The organism is Streptomyces sp. Ru62 (assembly GCF_002920615.1).
Classification (GTDB): Bacteria; Actinomycetota; Actinomycetes; order Streptomycetales; family Streptomycetaceae; genus Streptomyces.
In genome coordinates this window covers 342,278-355,629 of record NZ_PQSU01000003.1, presented here as the reverse complement: position 1 = coordinate 355,629, position 13,352 = coordinate 342,278, and the positions used below count along the sequence as shown (strand labels likewise).

The 13,352-nt window shown below is 73.0% G+C and carries 16 protein-coding genes and 1 pseudogene; 4 read left to right on the top strand and 13 right to left on the bottom strand.

Translation table 11 applies throughout. From position 1 onward, the window contains the following. Positions 1 to 38: 38 nt before the first annotated feature. Entirely contained in the window at positions 39 to 1,184 is a 1,146-nt protein-coding gene (locus C3492_RS06060) for an RNA polymerase sigma factor (protein ID WP_103810688.1), read from the bottom strand. Next, positions 1,184 to 1,597, bottom strand: a complete 414-nt coding sequence (locus tag C3492_RS06055) for a YciI family protein (protein WP_103810687.1) — start codon at positions 1,595 to 1,597, stop codon at positions 1,184 to 1,186. Before C3492_RS06055 ends, C3492_RS06060 begins: the two co-directional genes overlap by 1 nt. 413 nt (positions 1,598 to 2,010) lie before the next feature. Between C3492_RS06055 and C3492_RS06045 the strand changes: the two genes are divergently transcribed. Next, complete coding sequence (locus C3492_RS06045; protein ID WP_103810685.1) at positions 2,011 to 3,699, top strand: hypothetical protein; 1,689 nt, start codon at positions 2,011 to 2,013, stop codon at positions 3,697 to 3,699. A gap of 126 nt (positions 3,700 to 3,825) precedes the next feature. On the opposite strand, the gene C3492_RS06040 is transcribed toward C3492_RS06045, so the two are convergent. Continuing rightward, a complete protein-coding gene (locus tag C3492_RS06040) occupies positions 3,826 to 4,320 on the bottom strand; it encodes a helix-turn-helix domain-containing protein (protein WP_103810684.1) in 495 nt (164 codons plus the stop codon). 107 nt (positions 4,321 to 4,427) lie between these two features. Here C3492_RS06040 and C3492_RS06035 point away from each other — a divergent pair, with 107 nt between their 5' ends. After that, the gene (locus C3492_RS06035; protein ID WP_103810683.1) at positions 4,428 to 5,759 is read left to right on the top strand and encodes an MFS transporter; all 1,332 of its coding nucleotides are present in this window, start codon (positions 4,428 to 4,430) and stop codon (positions 5,757 to 5,759) included. A gap of 233 nt (positions 5,760 to 5,992) precedes the next feature. Here the strand turns inward: C3492_RS06035 and C3492_RS06030 are convergent, their stop codons facing one another. Next, positions 5,993 to 6,214 (bottom strand): phosphodiester glycosidase family protein, encoded by a 222-nt coding sequence (locus C3492_RS06030; RefSeq protein ID WP_258055519.1) that lies wholly within the window; start codon positions 6,212 to 6,214, stop codon positions 5,993 to 5,995. Between the two features lie 206 nt (positions 6,215 to 6,420). Here C3492_RS06030 and C3492_RS06025 point away from each other — a divergent pair, with 206 nt between their 5' ends. After that, positions 6,421 to 7,065 carry a dihydrofolate reductase family protein gene (locus C3492_RS06025; protein ID WP_103810739.1) on the top strand — a complete coding sequence of 215 codons (645 nt, stop codon included), beginning with the start codon at positions 6,421 to 6,423 and terminating at the stop codon, positions 7,063 to 7,065. Between the two features lie 319 nt (positions 7,066 to 7,384). Here the strand turns inward: C3492_RS06025 and C3492_RS06020 are convergent, their stop codons facing one another. The 9 genes and pseudogenes from C3492_RS06020 to C3492_RS45425 all read right to left on the bottom strand — a co-directional run. Continuing rightward, positions 7,385 to 7,843 carry a GNAT family N-acetyltransferase gene (locus C3492_RS06020; RefSeq protein WP_103810681.1) on the bottom strand — a complete coding sequence of 153 codons (459 nt, stop codon included), beginning with the start codon at positions 7,841 to 7,843 and terminating at the stop codon, positions 7,385 to 7,387. Positions 7,844 to 7,950: 107 nt separating this feature from the next. After that, entirely contained in the window at positions 7,951 to 8,073 is a 123-nt protein-coding gene (gene ykgO, locus C3492_RS06015) for a type B 50S ribosomal protein L36 (RefSeq protein ID WP_103810680.1), read from the bottom strand. 71 nt (positions 8,074 to 8,144) lie between these two features. Further along, a complete protein-coding gene (locus C3492_RS06010) occupies positions 8,145 to 8,405 on the bottom strand; it encodes a type B 50S ribosomal protein L31 (protein ID WP_103810679.1) in 261 nt (86 codons plus the stop codon). Positions 8,406 to 8,518: 113 nt separating this feature from the next. After that, positions 8,519 to 8,683, bottom strand: coding sequence for a 50S ribosomal protein L33 (gene rpmG, locus C3492_RS06005; protein ID WP_103810678.1), 165 nt, complete (start codon positions 8,681 to 8,683; stop codon positions 8,519 to 8,521). A 93-nt stretch (positions 8,684 to 8,776) separates the two neighbouring features. Then, positions 8,777 to 10,672 (bottom strand): Na+/H+ antiporter NhaA, encoded by a 1,896-nt coding sequence (nhaA, locus tag C3492_RS06000; protein ID WP_103810677.1) that lies wholly within the window; start codon positions 10,670 to 10,672, stop codon positions 8,777 to 8,779. A 119-nt stretch (positions 10,673 to 10,791) separates the two neighbouring features. After that, on the bottom strand, positions 10,792 to 11,058 hold the full coding sequence (locus C3492_RS05995; protein WP_103810676.1) for a DUF2630 family protein: 267 nt from the start codon (positions 11,056 to 11,058) through the stop codon (positions 10,792 to 10,794). A 116-nt stretch (positions 11,059 to 11,174) separates the two neighbouring features. Continuing rightward, positions 11,175 to 11,528, bottom strand: coding sequence for a hypothetical protein (locus C3492_RS05990; protein ID WP_258055518.1), 354 nt, complete (start codon positions 11,526 to 11,528; stop codon positions 11,175 to 11,177). Between the two features lie 197 nt (positions 11,529 to 11,725). Next, positions 11,726 to 12,310, bottom strand: coding sequence for a rhodanese-like domain-containing protein (locus C3492_RS05985; RefSeq protein WP_103810674.1), 585 nt, complete (start codon positions 12,308 to 12,310; stop codon positions 11,726 to 11,728). An 88-nt stretch (positions 12,311 to 12,398) separates the two neighbouring features. Then, positions 12,399 to 12,536 (bottom strand): annotated as a pseudogene (locus C3492_RS45425) (MBL fold metallo-hydrolase); the annotation flags it as partial. 176 nt (positions 12,537 to 12,712) lie between these two features. On the opposite strand from C3492_RS45425, the gene C3492_RS05975 reads away from it, so the two are divergent. Next, on the top strand, positions 12,713 to 12,994 hold the full coding sequence (locus tag C3492_RS05975; RefSeq protein WP_103810738.1) for a metal-sensitive transcriptional regulator: 282 nt from the start codon (positions 12,713 to 12,715) through the stop codon (positions 12,992 to 12,994). The last annotated feature ends 358 nt before the right edge of the window (positions 12,995 to 13,352 follow it).

Genomic DNA, 13,352 nt, shown 5'->3' with positions numbered 1-13,352 from the left:
CCGGCCCCGGGGCGGGACGCAGGCTGGGGCGCGGCCCCTCAGTGGCGCAGGCGGGTGTTGAGGCGGGCGGCCTGGCGTGTGAGGTGGTCGCGTTCGGCGAGGTTGAGGGCCTGGTGGGCCGCTTCGGCGTACAGCCGCGCCGCCGTCGCCAGGTCGCCGTCGCGTTCGTGCAGGTAGGCCGCTACGGCGGTGTGGCGGGGCAGTGAGTCGTCCAGCTCGGCGAGTGCCGCGAGGCCGGCGCGCGGGCCGTCGGCCTCGCCGACGGCCACGGCACGGTTGAGCCGCACGACCGGATTGTCGGTCAGGCGCAGGAGTTCGTCGTACCACTCCACGATCTGCACCCAGTCGGTCTCCTCGGCGGTGGGCGCGTCGGCGTGGAGGGCGGCGATGGCGGCCTGCGCCTGGAACTCGCCGAGCCGGTCCCGGGCGAGGGCGGCCTGGAGGATCGCGACGCCCTCGGCGATCAGGCGCGTGTCCCAGCGGGCGCGGTCCTGCTCGGCGAGCGGCACCAGGCTGCCGTCGGGCGCCGTCCGGCCGGCGCGCCGGGCATGGTGGAGCAGCATCAGGGCGAGCAGCCCCGCCACCTCGGGATGGTCGATCCCGGCCGCGAGCTGCCGGGTGAGCCGGATGGCCTCGGCGGCGAGGTCGACATCGCCGGAGTAGCCCTCGTTGAAGACCAGGTAGAGGACGCGCAGCACGGTGGCGACGTCGCCGGGCTGGTCGAACCGCACCTGGGAGACGGTGCGCTTGGCCCGGCTGATGCGCTGCGCCATGGTCGCCTCGGGCACCAGGTACGCCTGGGCGATCTGCCGGGTGGTGAGCCCGCCGACGGCGCGCAGCGTGAGCGCGACCGCCGACGAGGGCGTCAGCGACGGGTGGGCGCACAGGAAGTAGAGCTGGAGCGTGTCGTCCACCGCGGATGTCGGTCCGGGGGCCGGTTCCTCGTCGAGACGGTCCTCGCGCCGGCGGCGCGCGGTGTCCGCCCGGGTCTGGTCGAGGAACTTGCGCCAGGCCACGGTGACCAGCCAGCCCTTCGGGTCCCGCGGCGGGTCGGCCGGCCAGACGCGGACCGCCTCGACCAGCGCCTCCTGGACGGCGTCCTCGGCCGCCGCGAAGTCTGCTCCGCGGCGGACGAGGAGGGCGAGCACGCTCGGCGTGAGGCTCCTCAGCAGGGCCTCGTCCATCAATGGCACTCGGTGACGTCGGGCGTCGCGGTCAGGAACGGGCGCAGCTCCAGCCACTCGTGGATCGGCCTGCCGCCCGCGCCCGGGGCGGCCGACAGCTCCCCGGCCAGCTCGACGGCGCGCTCGTAGGTGTCGACGTCGATCACCATCCAGCCGGCGATGAGGTCCTTGGTCTCGGCGAAGGGGCCGTCGGTGACCGGCGGGCGCCCCTCACCGTCGTACCGGACCCACGTCCCCTCGGGGGCGAGCGCCTGACCGTCGACGAACTCGCCGGTCTCCTCCAGCCGGGCCGCGAAGTCCCGCATGTACTGGATGTGCGCCGAGATCTCCTCCGGCGTCCACTGGTCCATGGGGATGTCGTTGACCGCTGCCGGAGCGCCGCGGTAGTGCTTGAGCAGCAGGTACTTGGCCATCGTGGTTCTCCTCGGTGCTGGTGCGACCCATTGTGGCCGCGTTCACCCCTGGGACGGAGCCGGTCACGGGTTCTCGACATCGCCGCCCGAAGTTTCTTCCACGCTCTCGTGGAGGAACCTGAGCGAGCCCGCGAGGAGCCTGCGGGGCCCTGCCGCGTCAGGTGGCTCCCGGTCACACGGTCTCCGCGTCGGGCGCATGGCGCGGATGCGGGCGGACCGGGGTCATGGCGGGAGCCGGGACCGCTTGGGACGACCACGACCGGGCCTGTGCGGTGGCGGCCGTTCCGGCTCCCAGGCGGGTGGATCGGCTGAACCCGAACACCCGGGCCGCCGGTGGTTGACGACATGCGGTTCGCTGGAAGATAGCCTTCGCTGCGCGACCCGTTGACAACCCCTATGAGGGAGGCGCGGGCATGGAGTACTACGACCTCGGCAGCCACCGCCGGCGCGTGACCACGTCGTCCGACGAGGCGCAGACCTGGTTCGACCGCGGGCTGAACTGGACGTACGCCTTCAACCACGAGGAGGCCGTCCGCTGCTTCGAGGCCGCCGCCGCGGCGGACCCGGACTGTGCCATGGCCGACTGGGGCCTGGCCTACGCGCTCGGCCCGAACTACAACAAGCCCTGGGAGTTCTTCGACGAACAGGACCTGGAGCGGACCGTGGAGCGGGCGCACGCCGCCGTACGGCGCGCTCACGCGAAGGCGGCCGGCGCCACCCCGGTCGAGCAGGCCCTCGTCGGTGCGCTGGGCGCCCGTTATCCACGGTCCCGGGCCCCGGACGCCGAAGACTGTTCCGTGTGGAACGCCGCCTATGCCGACCGCATGCGAGCCGTCCACCGACTGGCCGAGGGCGACCTCGACGTGGCCACCCTGTACGCCGACGCCCTGATGAACCTCACGCCCTGGCGGCTCTGGGACATCCGCTCGGGCCGGCCGGCCCTGGACGCGCGCACCACCGAGGCCAAGGCGGTCCTGGAGAAGGCCCTCGCCACCCGGGCCGGGGCACGGCACCCGGGGCTGCTCCACCTGTACATCCACCTGATGGAGATGTCCCCGACGCCCGAGGCCGCCCTGCCGGCGGGTGACCGGCTGCGCGGTCTGGTGCCGGACGCGGGCCATCTCCAGCACATGCCGTCCCACCTGGAAGTGCTCTGCGGCGACTACCGCCGGGTGGTCTCCGACAACACCGGGGCGATCGCTGCCGACGAGAGGTTCCGTGCCAGGGCGGGCGAGATGAACTTCTACACCCTGTACCGGTGCCACAACCTCCACTTCAAGATCTACGGTGCGATGTTCCTCGGCCGCTTCCAGGACGCGATCGAGACGGCGGACCGGCTGGAGGCCGCCGTACCCGAGGAGCTGCTGCGCGTGGAGAGCCCGCCCATGGCGGACTGGCTGGAGGGCTTCCTCGCGATGCGGGTGCACGTGCTCATCCGCTTCGGCCGCTGGGACGACGTCCTGCGCCTGCCGCTGCCCGCCGACGCCCACCTCTACTGCGTCACGACCGCGATGCTGCGCTACGCGCGCGGGGTCGCCCTCTCGGCCACGGGCCGGACCGGCGAGGCCGGCACGGAACGCGCGCTGTTCCACGAGGCCGTCGCCCGGGTGCCGGAGACACGGATGCTGTTCAACAACACCTGTACGGACATCCTGGCGATCGCCGCACAGATGCTGGACGGCGAACTGGAATTCCGCAAGGGGAGGTACGAGGCGGCGTTCGCGGCGCTGCGCCGGTCGATCGAGCTGGACGACGGTCTGCCGTACGACGAGCCGTGGGGCTGGATGCAGCCCACCCGCCACGCCTACGGCGCCCTGCTCCTCGAACGGGGCCTGGTCGCGGAGGCCGAGGCCGTCTACCGTGCCGACCTCGGACTCGACGACACGCTCCCCCGCCCGCTGCAACACCCGGGAAACGTCTGGGCGTTGCACGGTCTCCACGAGTGCCTGGTGCGGCTCGGCAAGGAGGGGGAGGCACGGATCGTGGCCCAGCAGCTCAAGATCGCCGCCGCGCTGGCGGACGTACCGGTCGAGGCGTCCTGCTTCTGCCGCCTCCGGACCGCCGCCGCGGGCTCCGCGCCCCAGGACGGCTGCTGCGGGTGATCACCCCCGCCGGGACATGGACGCCGGGCTGGGTGATCCCACGCTGACACGCCCGCCACGACGCGGCTGACACACCCGCTGCGACGACAAGGCCACCGTTCCGGCCGCACCGCGCCACGGCCGCGCTCAGCTCACCTCGTCGGCCTCCCCCGACTCCTTCCCGTCCCCCTCCGCCTCCCGCACCTTCTGCACGACCGTGTCCTCCGGCCCCACCAGCCGTCCGTCCGCCGCCCGGATCTGCAAAGGGCGCAGCGGGCGGCCGGTCCGGCGGTCCAGCAGCCGGGAGTGGTCCTCACCGGAGGTGAAGCACTGGTCCTCGCCCCACTGGCGCAGGGCGACGATCACCGGGAACAGGGCGCGGCCCTTCTCGGTCAGGACGTACTCGCGGCGGGATCCGGCGTCCGGCGCGGTCTCGCCGCGCAGCACCCCGGCCTGCTCCAGCGCGCGCAGTCGGGCCGCGAGGATGTTCTTGGCGATGCCGAGGCTGCGCTGGAACTCGCCGAAGCGGCGGCTGCCGTCGAAGGCGTCCCGCACGATCAGCAGCGACCACCAGTCGCCGATGGCGTTCACCGACCGGGCGACGGGACAGGGGTCGGCGTCGAAACGGGTGCGGGCGACCATCCGTGGCTCCTCTCCTCCACCCCGGGCGGCGTGGTTGCAACATGCTACCGCGCCCGGCTACGGTCACACAGGTAGCAAGATGCAACCGATCGGGAGGGGTGTAGGACATGGCGATCCAGTGCTCCGGTACGGCCGGCGGGTGCGGCGGGACCGGGGAAACCACGGGGACCGGCGGCCACGGGGCGCATACCGCGGGTACGGTGCCGGGCGCGGCGCCGCCCACGGCTCCGGCGTCCGAGACCGCGCCACCCACCCGGCTCATCCCCCTGCTCGCACTGGCCTGCGGCAGCTCCGTCGCCACCGTCTACTTCGCCCAGCCCCTGCTGGTGACCCTGGGCGAGCGGTTCGCGCTCGGCGCGGGGCTGCTCGGCGCGATCGTCACCGTGACCCAACTCGGATACGCATTGGGCCTGTTGACGCTCGTGCCGCTCGGCGACCTGCTCGGCCATCGGCGGCTGGTCACCGGCCAGCTCGGCCTGCTGGCACTCGCCCTGCTGGCCGCCGGGCTGGCGCCGGACGTGGCGGCGCTCCTCGGTGCGCTCGCCGCGGTCGGGCTGCTCGCCGTAGTCGCCCAGACGATGGTCGCGGCGGCCGCCGCCCTGACCCCGCCCGCCCGGCGTGGCCGCGCCGTCGGCACCGTCACGGGCGGCATCGTCACCGGCATTCTGCTGGCCCGCGCCGCCGCCGGTCTCCTCGCCGACCTCGCCGGCTGGCGGGCGGTGTACCTGGCGTCCGCGGGCGCCACCGCCGTCCTCGCCCTGCTGCTGCTCCGGGTACTGCCCCCGGGCGCGCCGTCCCCGAGGGTGCGCGCGGTGTCGTACGGACGGCTGGTGGCCTCGACCGTCACCCTGTTCGTCCGCCATCCGCTGCTGCGGGTCCGGGGCGGGCTCGCCCTGCTGGTGTTCGCCGCCTTCAGCACCCTGTGGAGCGGTGTGACGCAGCCCCTGAGCGGTCCGCCGTGGTCGCTGTCGCACACCGCGATCGGCGCGTTCGGGCTGGCCGGGGCTGCCGGGGCCGTCGCCGCGCAGGCGGCCGGGCGCTGGAACGACCGGGGGTTCGCCCAGCGCACGACCGGGGCCGGCCTGGTCCTGCTGACGCTCTCCTGGCTCCCGATCGCGCTGACCCCGCGGTCGCTGTGGGCGCCGGCGATCGGCGCCGTGGTGCTGGACTTCGCCGTGCAGGCCGTCCACGTCACCAACCAGACCCTGATCCACGCCGTCCGGCCCGACGCGGGCAGCAGGATCATCGGCGGCTACATGGTCTTCTACTCGGCGGGGAGCAGCCTCGGCGCCCTCGGCTCCTCCCTCGCCTACGCGACGGCGGGCTGGCCGGCCGTATCGGCCCTCGGCGCGTCCTTCAGCCTCGCCGCCCTGCTCCTGTGGGCGACGACCCGGCGCACGGGGGCGCCTCCGCGTGACGCGGAGAGCCTGCGCGGCTGAAGCCCGTGAACCACGCCTCGCGGCCGCCGTGGGGCCGGCGGCGGGGGACGCGCCGGATGCCCTCCGCGTTCGGGCGGCCGGGCCGGGGGACATCGGCCGGGACCGGGCCGTTTCAGGTCCCCTGCCAGGGTGCGGCGGGCGGGTGCCGCCGCTGACCGATCTGCCGGACCTCGGGGACCGCCTCGCGGCCGGCCGGCTGCCCGACGCAGCCGGTTGCAGAGCCGTGCCCCCGGTCAGTGAGCCGCCGGCACGACCTGGACGGTGTCCCCGACCGGGCGTTCGCCGGTGACGTCGGACGGGGTGTCGACCAGCGTGCCGGCCACGGCCATCGCGGTGGAGCCGCCGTCGTCGAGGTTCATCGCCCGGACGGCGCCGAGCGACTTCATGAAGGCGGCGGCCTCGTAGAGGGTGAAGAGTCGTCCGACAACCACCGCCTCGCGGATGCACGTCGTCACAACGGCCGTGTGAACTGAGGGAGTGCTCATGTGAGTGGTCCCCGGCGGTCACCGTGTCCGCCACGGCCAGACCGCGGTGGGACCGCTTCCTGACGCGCCCCTGAAAAAAGTTGCGGGCCGCTGTCGATCCGGCCGCGTCCCGTTCGACGTCATGATGTGCGGCGCCTCGCCGCACGATGACGCGACAGGACCTGACGAGGACAGACGTGGATCAGTTGCTGAGAGTCATGAACTTCAATGTCTCAAGTGATGGAATCGGTGCCGGTGAGCACCAGAGTTTCGAGCGGCCGTTCGGCTTCGAGCATCCCGAGAGGCTGTTCGCCTGGGCCGGAGCCACGGCGAGTTGGCCCATGCGCACGGACCCCGGTGGGAGCCGTGGCCTCGACGACTACTTCACGCGGGACTTCGCACGCGGCATCGGTGCCGAGATCATGGGCCGCAACAAGTTCGGCCCCCAGCGCGGGCCCTGGCAGGACCATGAGTGGCGCGGCTGGTGGGGGGAGGAGCCCCCGTTCCGCACTCCGGTGTTCGTCATGACTCACCACGAACGTCCGTCGTTCACGCTCTCCGACACCACGTTCCACTTCGTCGACGGCGACCCGGCCACGGTCCTCGAACGTGCGCGGGAAGCGGCGCAAGGCCAGGACGTCCGGCTCGGCGGCGGGGTCACCACCATCCGGCAGTTCCTCGACGCCGGCCTCGTCGACACCATGCATGTGGCGGTCTCGCCGGTGAGGCTCGGGTCCGGACTACGTCTTTGGGAGTCTCCCGATGAGCTGCTCGACCGGTTCCACCTGGAAGTCGTGCCCAGCCCGAGCGGCGTGACGCACCACCTGTTCTGGCGCAGGTGAGGCGAGGGCCACCCGAGTTCGGCTGTCACCCGCGCTCGCGGCACGGCTGCCCGACCTCATGGAGCCCGCGGTGGCGCCCGCCGCCCAGGACAGCGCCGGGCCACCGGGCCCCGACGGCAGCGTCCGGATCGTCATCCCCGTCGGGTCCGTCGGACACCCGCCGGGTCCGTCGGACACGCCGTCGGCACGCTGCTACGGCTCGGCCCGGAGGCCGAGGTGGTGGCGCCCTCCGAGCCGCGGGCGCGGAGGGCGCGGACGGTCGCGGCCCTGGCCAGCGTCTACCGCCGTCCGCCCGCCTCGGTGCGACAGCGGCGGGTGATCACCTGTCACGCGCGGCCGGGGCCGGCTCGCGCACCATGAAGACGTCCACGGGATCCTCGGTTTGGAGGATGAATCCGTGCCGCTCGTACAGGCGCCGGGCCGGGCTGCCCCGCAGCACGTTCAGCCGGACCGGGATGCCGTCGCGGTCGCACCGCTCCAGCAGTCCGCGCAGCACGGCCGCGCCGATGCCGTTGCCCTGGAGGTGCGGGGCCAGGTAGAAGTGCTCCAGCCAGTGGGCGTCCTCGGCCGGCCGCAGCGCCACGCAGCCGGCGAAGGCGCCGCCCACCTCGATCACCCAGGTGTGCGCCGGGACGAACCCGTCCCGCAGTCGCTGCCGCACCCGCCGCTCGTCGTAGCGCCCGAGCCGCTCCAGGTCCGCCCGCAGCACCACGGCCCGCAACTCCGCCACCGCCTCGGCGTCCGTCCCCGACGCCGGCCGGATCCTCCACTCCCCCATGATCGCCAGATTACCGCCGCGGGGCTCTCCTCACGGTGCCGGGAACGGGAACGGCCCGGCACCGCGTGTGCGGTGCCGGGCCGTGGAATGCTCGGCGTTGCGGGGCGTCAGCCCTGGCGGGCCTTGAAGCGGGGGTCCTTCTTGTTGATCACGAAGGTCTTGCCCCGCCGGCGCACCACCTGGGCGCCCGGCTTGGCCTTCAACGAGCGCAGGGACTTGCGTACCTTCATCGCGGTCTCCTCCCGGGAGGTCGAACGGGTTGTGCCGTCAAGCGGGTCGTGCCGTCGAACGGGTTGTGAGGTCAGTGGCGGTCGGCGGTGGTACGGCCGTAGCGCCGCTGGAAGCGTTCCACCCGGCCCGCGGTGTCCACGACGCGCGAGGTGCCGGTGTAGAACGGGTGGCTCGCCGACGAGATCTCGACGTCGACGACCGGGTACGTGGTGCCGTCCTCCCACTCGACCGTCCGCCGGGACTCGATGGTGGAGCGGGTCAGCAGCTGGAAGCCTGCCGCGCGGTCGCGGAAGACGACGGGACGGGAGACGGGGTGGATGCCGTTCCTCATGGGGTGTTCCTCCTCGGGGGAAGTGCGTTCTTCAGGAGGGCGGGGTTGCGCGCGGGTCAGCGCTCACCGCGGGAGTCAGCGCTCACCGCGGGGGTCAGCGCTCCCCGCGAGGGTCAGCGCTCCTCGCGGAACAGGACGTGCGCGCCGGCCACCGGGTCGTACTTGCGCAGGACCAGCCGGTCGGGGTCGTTCAGACGGTTCTTGCGGGTCACGTAGGTGACTCCGGTTCCGGCCGTCGACCTCAGCTTGACGACCGGGCGTGTGGTGCTGCGTGCCATGAGGGACTCCTTCCGCCGACCGTCCGAGCCCGTTGACTCGAACATGTCAGACGGTTCTCTCAACACCACCACCCCGCGATGCATTCCCGGCCCTCACCGCCCCCCGCGGGCCCCGATCGCCGCCCGCTCCCGGGCCGCCCGCACCGCCGCCGACAGGCTGCCGATGTCGTACGCCCCGTGGTGCCGGCGCCCGTTCACGAAGAACGTCGGCGTGCCCGCCACCTGGCTCAGGTCCGCCGACTCCACGTCCTCGGCGATCCGTGCCGCGCCCCGGTGGGACCGCAGATCCCGGTCGAAGCGCTCGGCGTCCAGCCCGAGGGCGTCGGCGTACGTGCGCAGATGCCCGAGGCGCAGCTCGCCCTGGTGGCTGAGCAGCAGATCGTGCATCTCCCAGTAGCGGCCCTGCGCGGCCGCGGCCTCCGCCGCCTCGGCCGCCAGCTGGGCGTGCACGTGCACGTCCGTCAGGGGGAGGTGCCGCCACACGTACCGCACGTCGCCGAAGTCACCGAGCAGCTCACGGACGACCGGTTCGGCCTGTCCGCAGTACGGGCATTCGTAGTCGCCGTACTCCACGACGGTCACCGGCGCGTGCCGCGGACCCCGCACGTGGTCGCGGTCGGGATCGACCGGCACCGCCAGGTCGACGAGCGTCTCGGCGTCGCCGAGCAGCGCCCGCTGCCGCAGCCGGCCCGGCAGCACCGCGAGGACCGCGGTGAGGAGCCGGCTGATCAGGAAGGAGCCGACCAGCGCGCTGAGGATGCCGATCTTGGCGTCCGCCAGCTGTGTCCCCCGGAAGGCGAGGGTCGCGATGAGCAGCGAGACGGTGAAGCCCGTCCCGGCCAGGGCCCCGCCCGCCGCGACGGCTCCCCAGCCGACCGGCGGCCGGACCCGCCCCCGGCTGACCCCGTACGCCAGCGCGGACGCCCCGAGGATGCCCAGCGGCTTGCCGACGACGAACGCGAGCAGGATGCCGAGCGTGACCGGCGAGGTGAACGCCCGCGCGAGCTGGTCGGCATCCAGCGGGATACCGGCGTTGGCCAGGGCGAACAGCGGGACGACGAGATAGCTGGTCCACGGGTGGTACAGGCCCTGCAGCCGGTCGTTGGGCGAGATCGCGGACGCCAGGCCGGCCTGCGCCGAGCGTGCCAGCTCGGGCGTCGGCTGCTCGCGGAACATCCGGAACAGGCCCGTGGCGTGTTCCAGGTCGGCGCGTGCCGCCGGGTACGCGTAGGTGATCAGGCCCATGGCGAGGCCGATGACCACGGGATCGACACCCGACTCCAGCAGCGCGACCCAGGCGACGAGCGCCAGCAGCGCGTAGACCAGGCCCCGGCGCACCCCGAGCGCGCGGACGAGCAGGACGACGCCGAACACCGCCACCGCGACCAGCAGCGCCGCTACGTCGACGTGCTCGCTGTAGGCGACGGCGATGACGCCCAGGGCGACGAAGTCGTCGACCACCGTGATCGACAGGAGGAAGATCCGCAGTCCGCTCGGCAACCGGTGCCCGACGACGGCGAGCATGCCGAGGGCGAAGGCGGTGTCGGTGGACATCGCCGCGCCCCAGCCGTGCGCGGAGGAGTGCCCCGCGTTGACCGCGAGGAAGAGGGCGACCGGTACGACCATGCCGCTGATCCCGGCGGCGAGCGGCAGGGCCAGACGCCGGCGGTCGCGCAGCTCGCCCATGTCGAACTCGCGGCGCGCCTCCAGTCCGACGACGAAGAAGAACAGCGCCATCAGTCCGCTGTTGATCCACTCCCGCAGTGAGAGGGACAGACCGTGGGTGCCGATCCCGACGGACAGGTGCGTCTCCCAGAACGACGCGTAGCCCGCGGGAGCCGCGTTGGCCCACAGCAACGCGGCGAGCGCCGCCGTCACCAGGACGGCGGCGCTACCGGTCTCGGTCCGCAGGAAGTGGCGCAGCGGTGAGCGGGATCCAGAACAGGCGGTCTGGCCCGAGAGGTCGTCGGGTGCGAACGCCATGCTCATCCGTGCTCATCTCCACCTCGCGCAGGGTTTCGTGCCGTGCCGGCACTGCCGGGGCAACAGCGGCGGGTGGGGCGTTCATTCCAGGGTGAGGGCATGGGCGGACGAGCACACGCCGGTCGTCAGGACAGGTACCGCTCCACCTGCGACGCCGGGCGCACCTGGGCCTCCTCGGGGTCCTGACCGGCGGCGACGCGGGCCCGGCGCTGCCGGAGGAGGTCCCAGCACTGGTCGAGCTCGGTCTCCAGCCGCGCCAGGCGTTCCTGCTCGGTCGGCTGGTCGATGTCGTGGTCCGCCAGACGGTCCCGCAGGTCCTTCTCCTGGTTGATCATCTCCGTGATGCGTCCGAGGATCTGCTTCTCGGCCTCGGCGCCGGGTCCCGTCGTCATGTCTCTCTCCCCAAGCCGTGATGCGACCTCAATCGGTCGATTCATGTATTGAACAGCAGGTTCGAGCCGTCCGCCACGGCGGGGTGAGCGGTGATCGTTCTTGCCGGGCGCCGGCCTCACGACGTGAGAACGACCCGGCCTCCGCTGTCGGTGACGCACTCCCGGTAGGGGTTCGGGTCGCCCTGACGCTCCTGGCACGTCCAGGTGGTCTCCCCGACACTGATCGTGGCGGGCGCGCCCGACTTGCTGGACGCGGCCTTGGTGTAGGCGCTCGCGACCTCCAGGGCGGCGGCGCAGGACCCGGCGGATTCGGCCCAGACCGCCAGCCCGGTCGCCTTGTCCGCGCCGCAGTACGTGACCGACGACCGGGCGGCGCCCTCGGTACCGGCGAACGAGGGGGCCGGGGTTCCGAGGCACAGCGCGGCGGCGCCCAGCAGGCCCGCCGCCGTCCCCGTCATGATCGAGCGCATCACAGGTGTCTCCCTTGCGGTGACGAACGAGGCCGGGACATGTCAGGCACATACGCCCTGTGAGGCATGTCGGTGTCCGGCCTCCTCTCCGTACGATCATCCACGGGGGCGGGGCGATCGGCACGCCGCGGCCCGCCGGAAGGTGCCGACCGGGGAGCGAGCGCGGTGGCCGAGCAGGGCGGACGCGGTCCGACGGCTCATCGCTCGGCGGTGCCGCGCAGTCGGGCGAGTGCGGCGTCCAGGTCGGCCCGGCGGGGTCGGTTGTGGGGCAGCTTGCCGAGCACGGCCGCCATGCCGCAGGTGTTGGTCAGAGCGGAGAAGACCAGGCCGCCCGCGATGCCTGCGGACAGCAGTTGGAAGGCCGGGTGGACGGACAGGCCGAGCAGGAGGCCGAGCAGCACGACCGTACCGGCCGTGAACCGGACCTGACGCTCCATGCTCCAGGTCGCTTTCGTGGTCGCCTCGGGCCGGTGCGTGTCATAGCCCCCGGCCGTCCAGGCGGCGGTTCCCCCGGCGAGGGTGGCGCCGGCGATGCCGCTCCCGGCGAGGACGCGGCAGGCGTTCTCCGAGCGGGCGCCGGAGGCGCAGACGACGAGGATGTCACCGCGTCCGGCGGCGGTGCGGATGTCGGGCAGGGCCCGGTCGAGCTGGTCGAGCGGGATGTTGAGGGCACCGGGCACGTGGCCGCCGGCGTACTCGCCGGGGGTGCGGACGTCGATGACGGTCAGCTCGTGCAGGCGGGCGTGGGCCTGGCGGGGGTCCAGGGTGGTGGGTGTGGTCATGGCGGATGTCTCCCTCGTGCAGTCTCTGTGGTTCGTGTGGTGGTGGGGCGGGGTGTTCATGGCCTCCCCGGATTCCCCGGCCCGGCGGGGTCTCCACCACGTGCGATATCCGCACCCCGCGCCGGGCGGCCGCGGCCAGGACCCGGTCGATGTCCCGCGGCGGGTCGACAGCCGCGGCCGTGTGTGTGCCGCCGGCCAGATAGCTGCGGTTGCCCAGCCCCTCCAGCTAGATGGTGTCGACGAAGAACCTCGGGCACTCCTCTCCTCAGAATTACCTGAGGGGGTATATGGACGACCGTATCACCAGTACCCCAGGGGGTATACCGGCCACCGTACAGGAGTACCCCAGGGGGTATCGCGGGAGCGTAAGATACCCGCAGGGGTATGACGGAGGAGTGGATCGTGGAACTGGGGATGGCGGCGGACGAACTCAAGGCCGTGGTCAACCGGCTGCGCCGGGCGCAGGGGCAGATCGCCGGCGTGATCAGGATGATCGAGGAGGGGCGGGACTGCGAGGAGGTGGTCACGCAGCTCGCCGCGGCTTCCCGCGCCCTGGACAAGGCCGGCTTCGCGGTCATCGCCACCGGCCTGCAGCATTGCCTCAGCGACTCCGAGCTCGCCGACGCCGGAGACCGGGAGCAGATGAGGGCCCGGCTGGAGAAGCTCTTCCTGTCCCTCGCCTGAGCCGGGGCGGATGACGGTAGTGGTGGAGGCGGGCGCCGGGTGATCCGGTGGTCCGGGTGGTCCCGGAGACGGGTCAGTGTCGGTTCGTCCCCGCCGAACATCCCGTCGACGGCGGGCTGACGGGCAGGGCGACCCTGTCCCGGCACGCCGCGATGGTCAGTGCCGGACCGCCGCGCCGCGCCTCGCGGTAACCGGCCGCTGATGGCGCGCCGTACGAGGACGGCCCCGCCCTCGTGGAGACCGCCCCGGATCTGACCGTGGAGGACATCAAGGCCCGCACCGGCGCGCCCTGCGCCTGGCCGGCCTCACGGCCGCCTGCCGACGGGAGCGCTCCGGTGCGTCGGGGCCTCGGCGCATG

Bases quoted from the DNA above. Each gene is read 5' to 3' on its own strand.
- C3492_RS06055 (WP_103810687.1), bottom strand. From the start codon at position 1,597: ATGGCCAAGTACCTGCTGCTCAAGCACTACCGCGGCGCTCCGGCAGCG.
- C3492_RS05990 (WP_258055518.1), bottom strand. From the start codon at position 11,528: ATGCGCTCGATCATGACGGGGACGGCGGCGGGCCTGCTGGGCGCCGCC.
- C3492_RS05985 (WP_103810674.1), bottom strand. From the start codon at position 12,310: ATGACCACACCCACCACCCTGGACCCCCGCCAGGCCCACGCCCGCCTG.
- C3492_RS06060 (WP_103810688.1), bottom strand. From the start codon at position 1,184: ATGGACGAGGCCCTGCTGAGGAGCCTCACGCCGAGCGTGCTCGCCCTC.
- nhaA (WP_103810677.1), bottom strand. From the start codon at position 10,672: ATGAGCATGGCGTTCGCACCCGACGACCTCTCGGGCCAGACCGCCTGT.
- rpmG (WP_103810678.1), bottom strand. From the start codon at position 8,683: ATGGCACGCAGCACCACACGCCCGGTCGTCAAGCTGAGGTCGACGGCC.
- C3492_RS06020 (WP_103810681.1), bottom strand. From the start codon at position 7,843: ATGGGGGAGTGGAGGATCCGGCCGGCGTCGGGGACGGACGCCGAGGCG.
- C3492_RS06010 (WP_103810679.1), bottom strand. From the start codon at position 8,405: ATGAGGAACGGCATCCACCCCGTCTCCCGTCCCGTCGTCTTCCGCGAC.
- C3492_RS05995 (WP_103810676.1), bottom strand. From the start codon at position 11,058: ATGACGACGGGACCCGGCGCCGAGGCCGAGAAGCAGATCCTCGGACGC.
- C3492_RS06040 (WP_103810684.1), bottom strand. From the start codon at position 4,320: ATGGTCGCCCGCACCCGTTTCGACGCCGACCCCTGTCCCGTCGCCCGG.
- C3492_RS06045 (WP_103810685.1), top strand. From the start codon at position 2,011: ATGGAGTACTACGACCTCGGCAGCCACCGCCGGCGCGTGACCACGTCG.
- ykgO (WP_103810680.1), bottom strand. From the start codon at position 8,073: ATGAAGGTACGCAAGTCCCTGCGCTCGTTGAAGGCCAAGCCGGGCGCC.
- C3492_RS06035 (WP_103810683.1), top strand. From the start codon at position 4,428: ATGGCGATCCAGTGCTCCGGTACGGCCGGCGGGTGCGGCGGGACCGGG.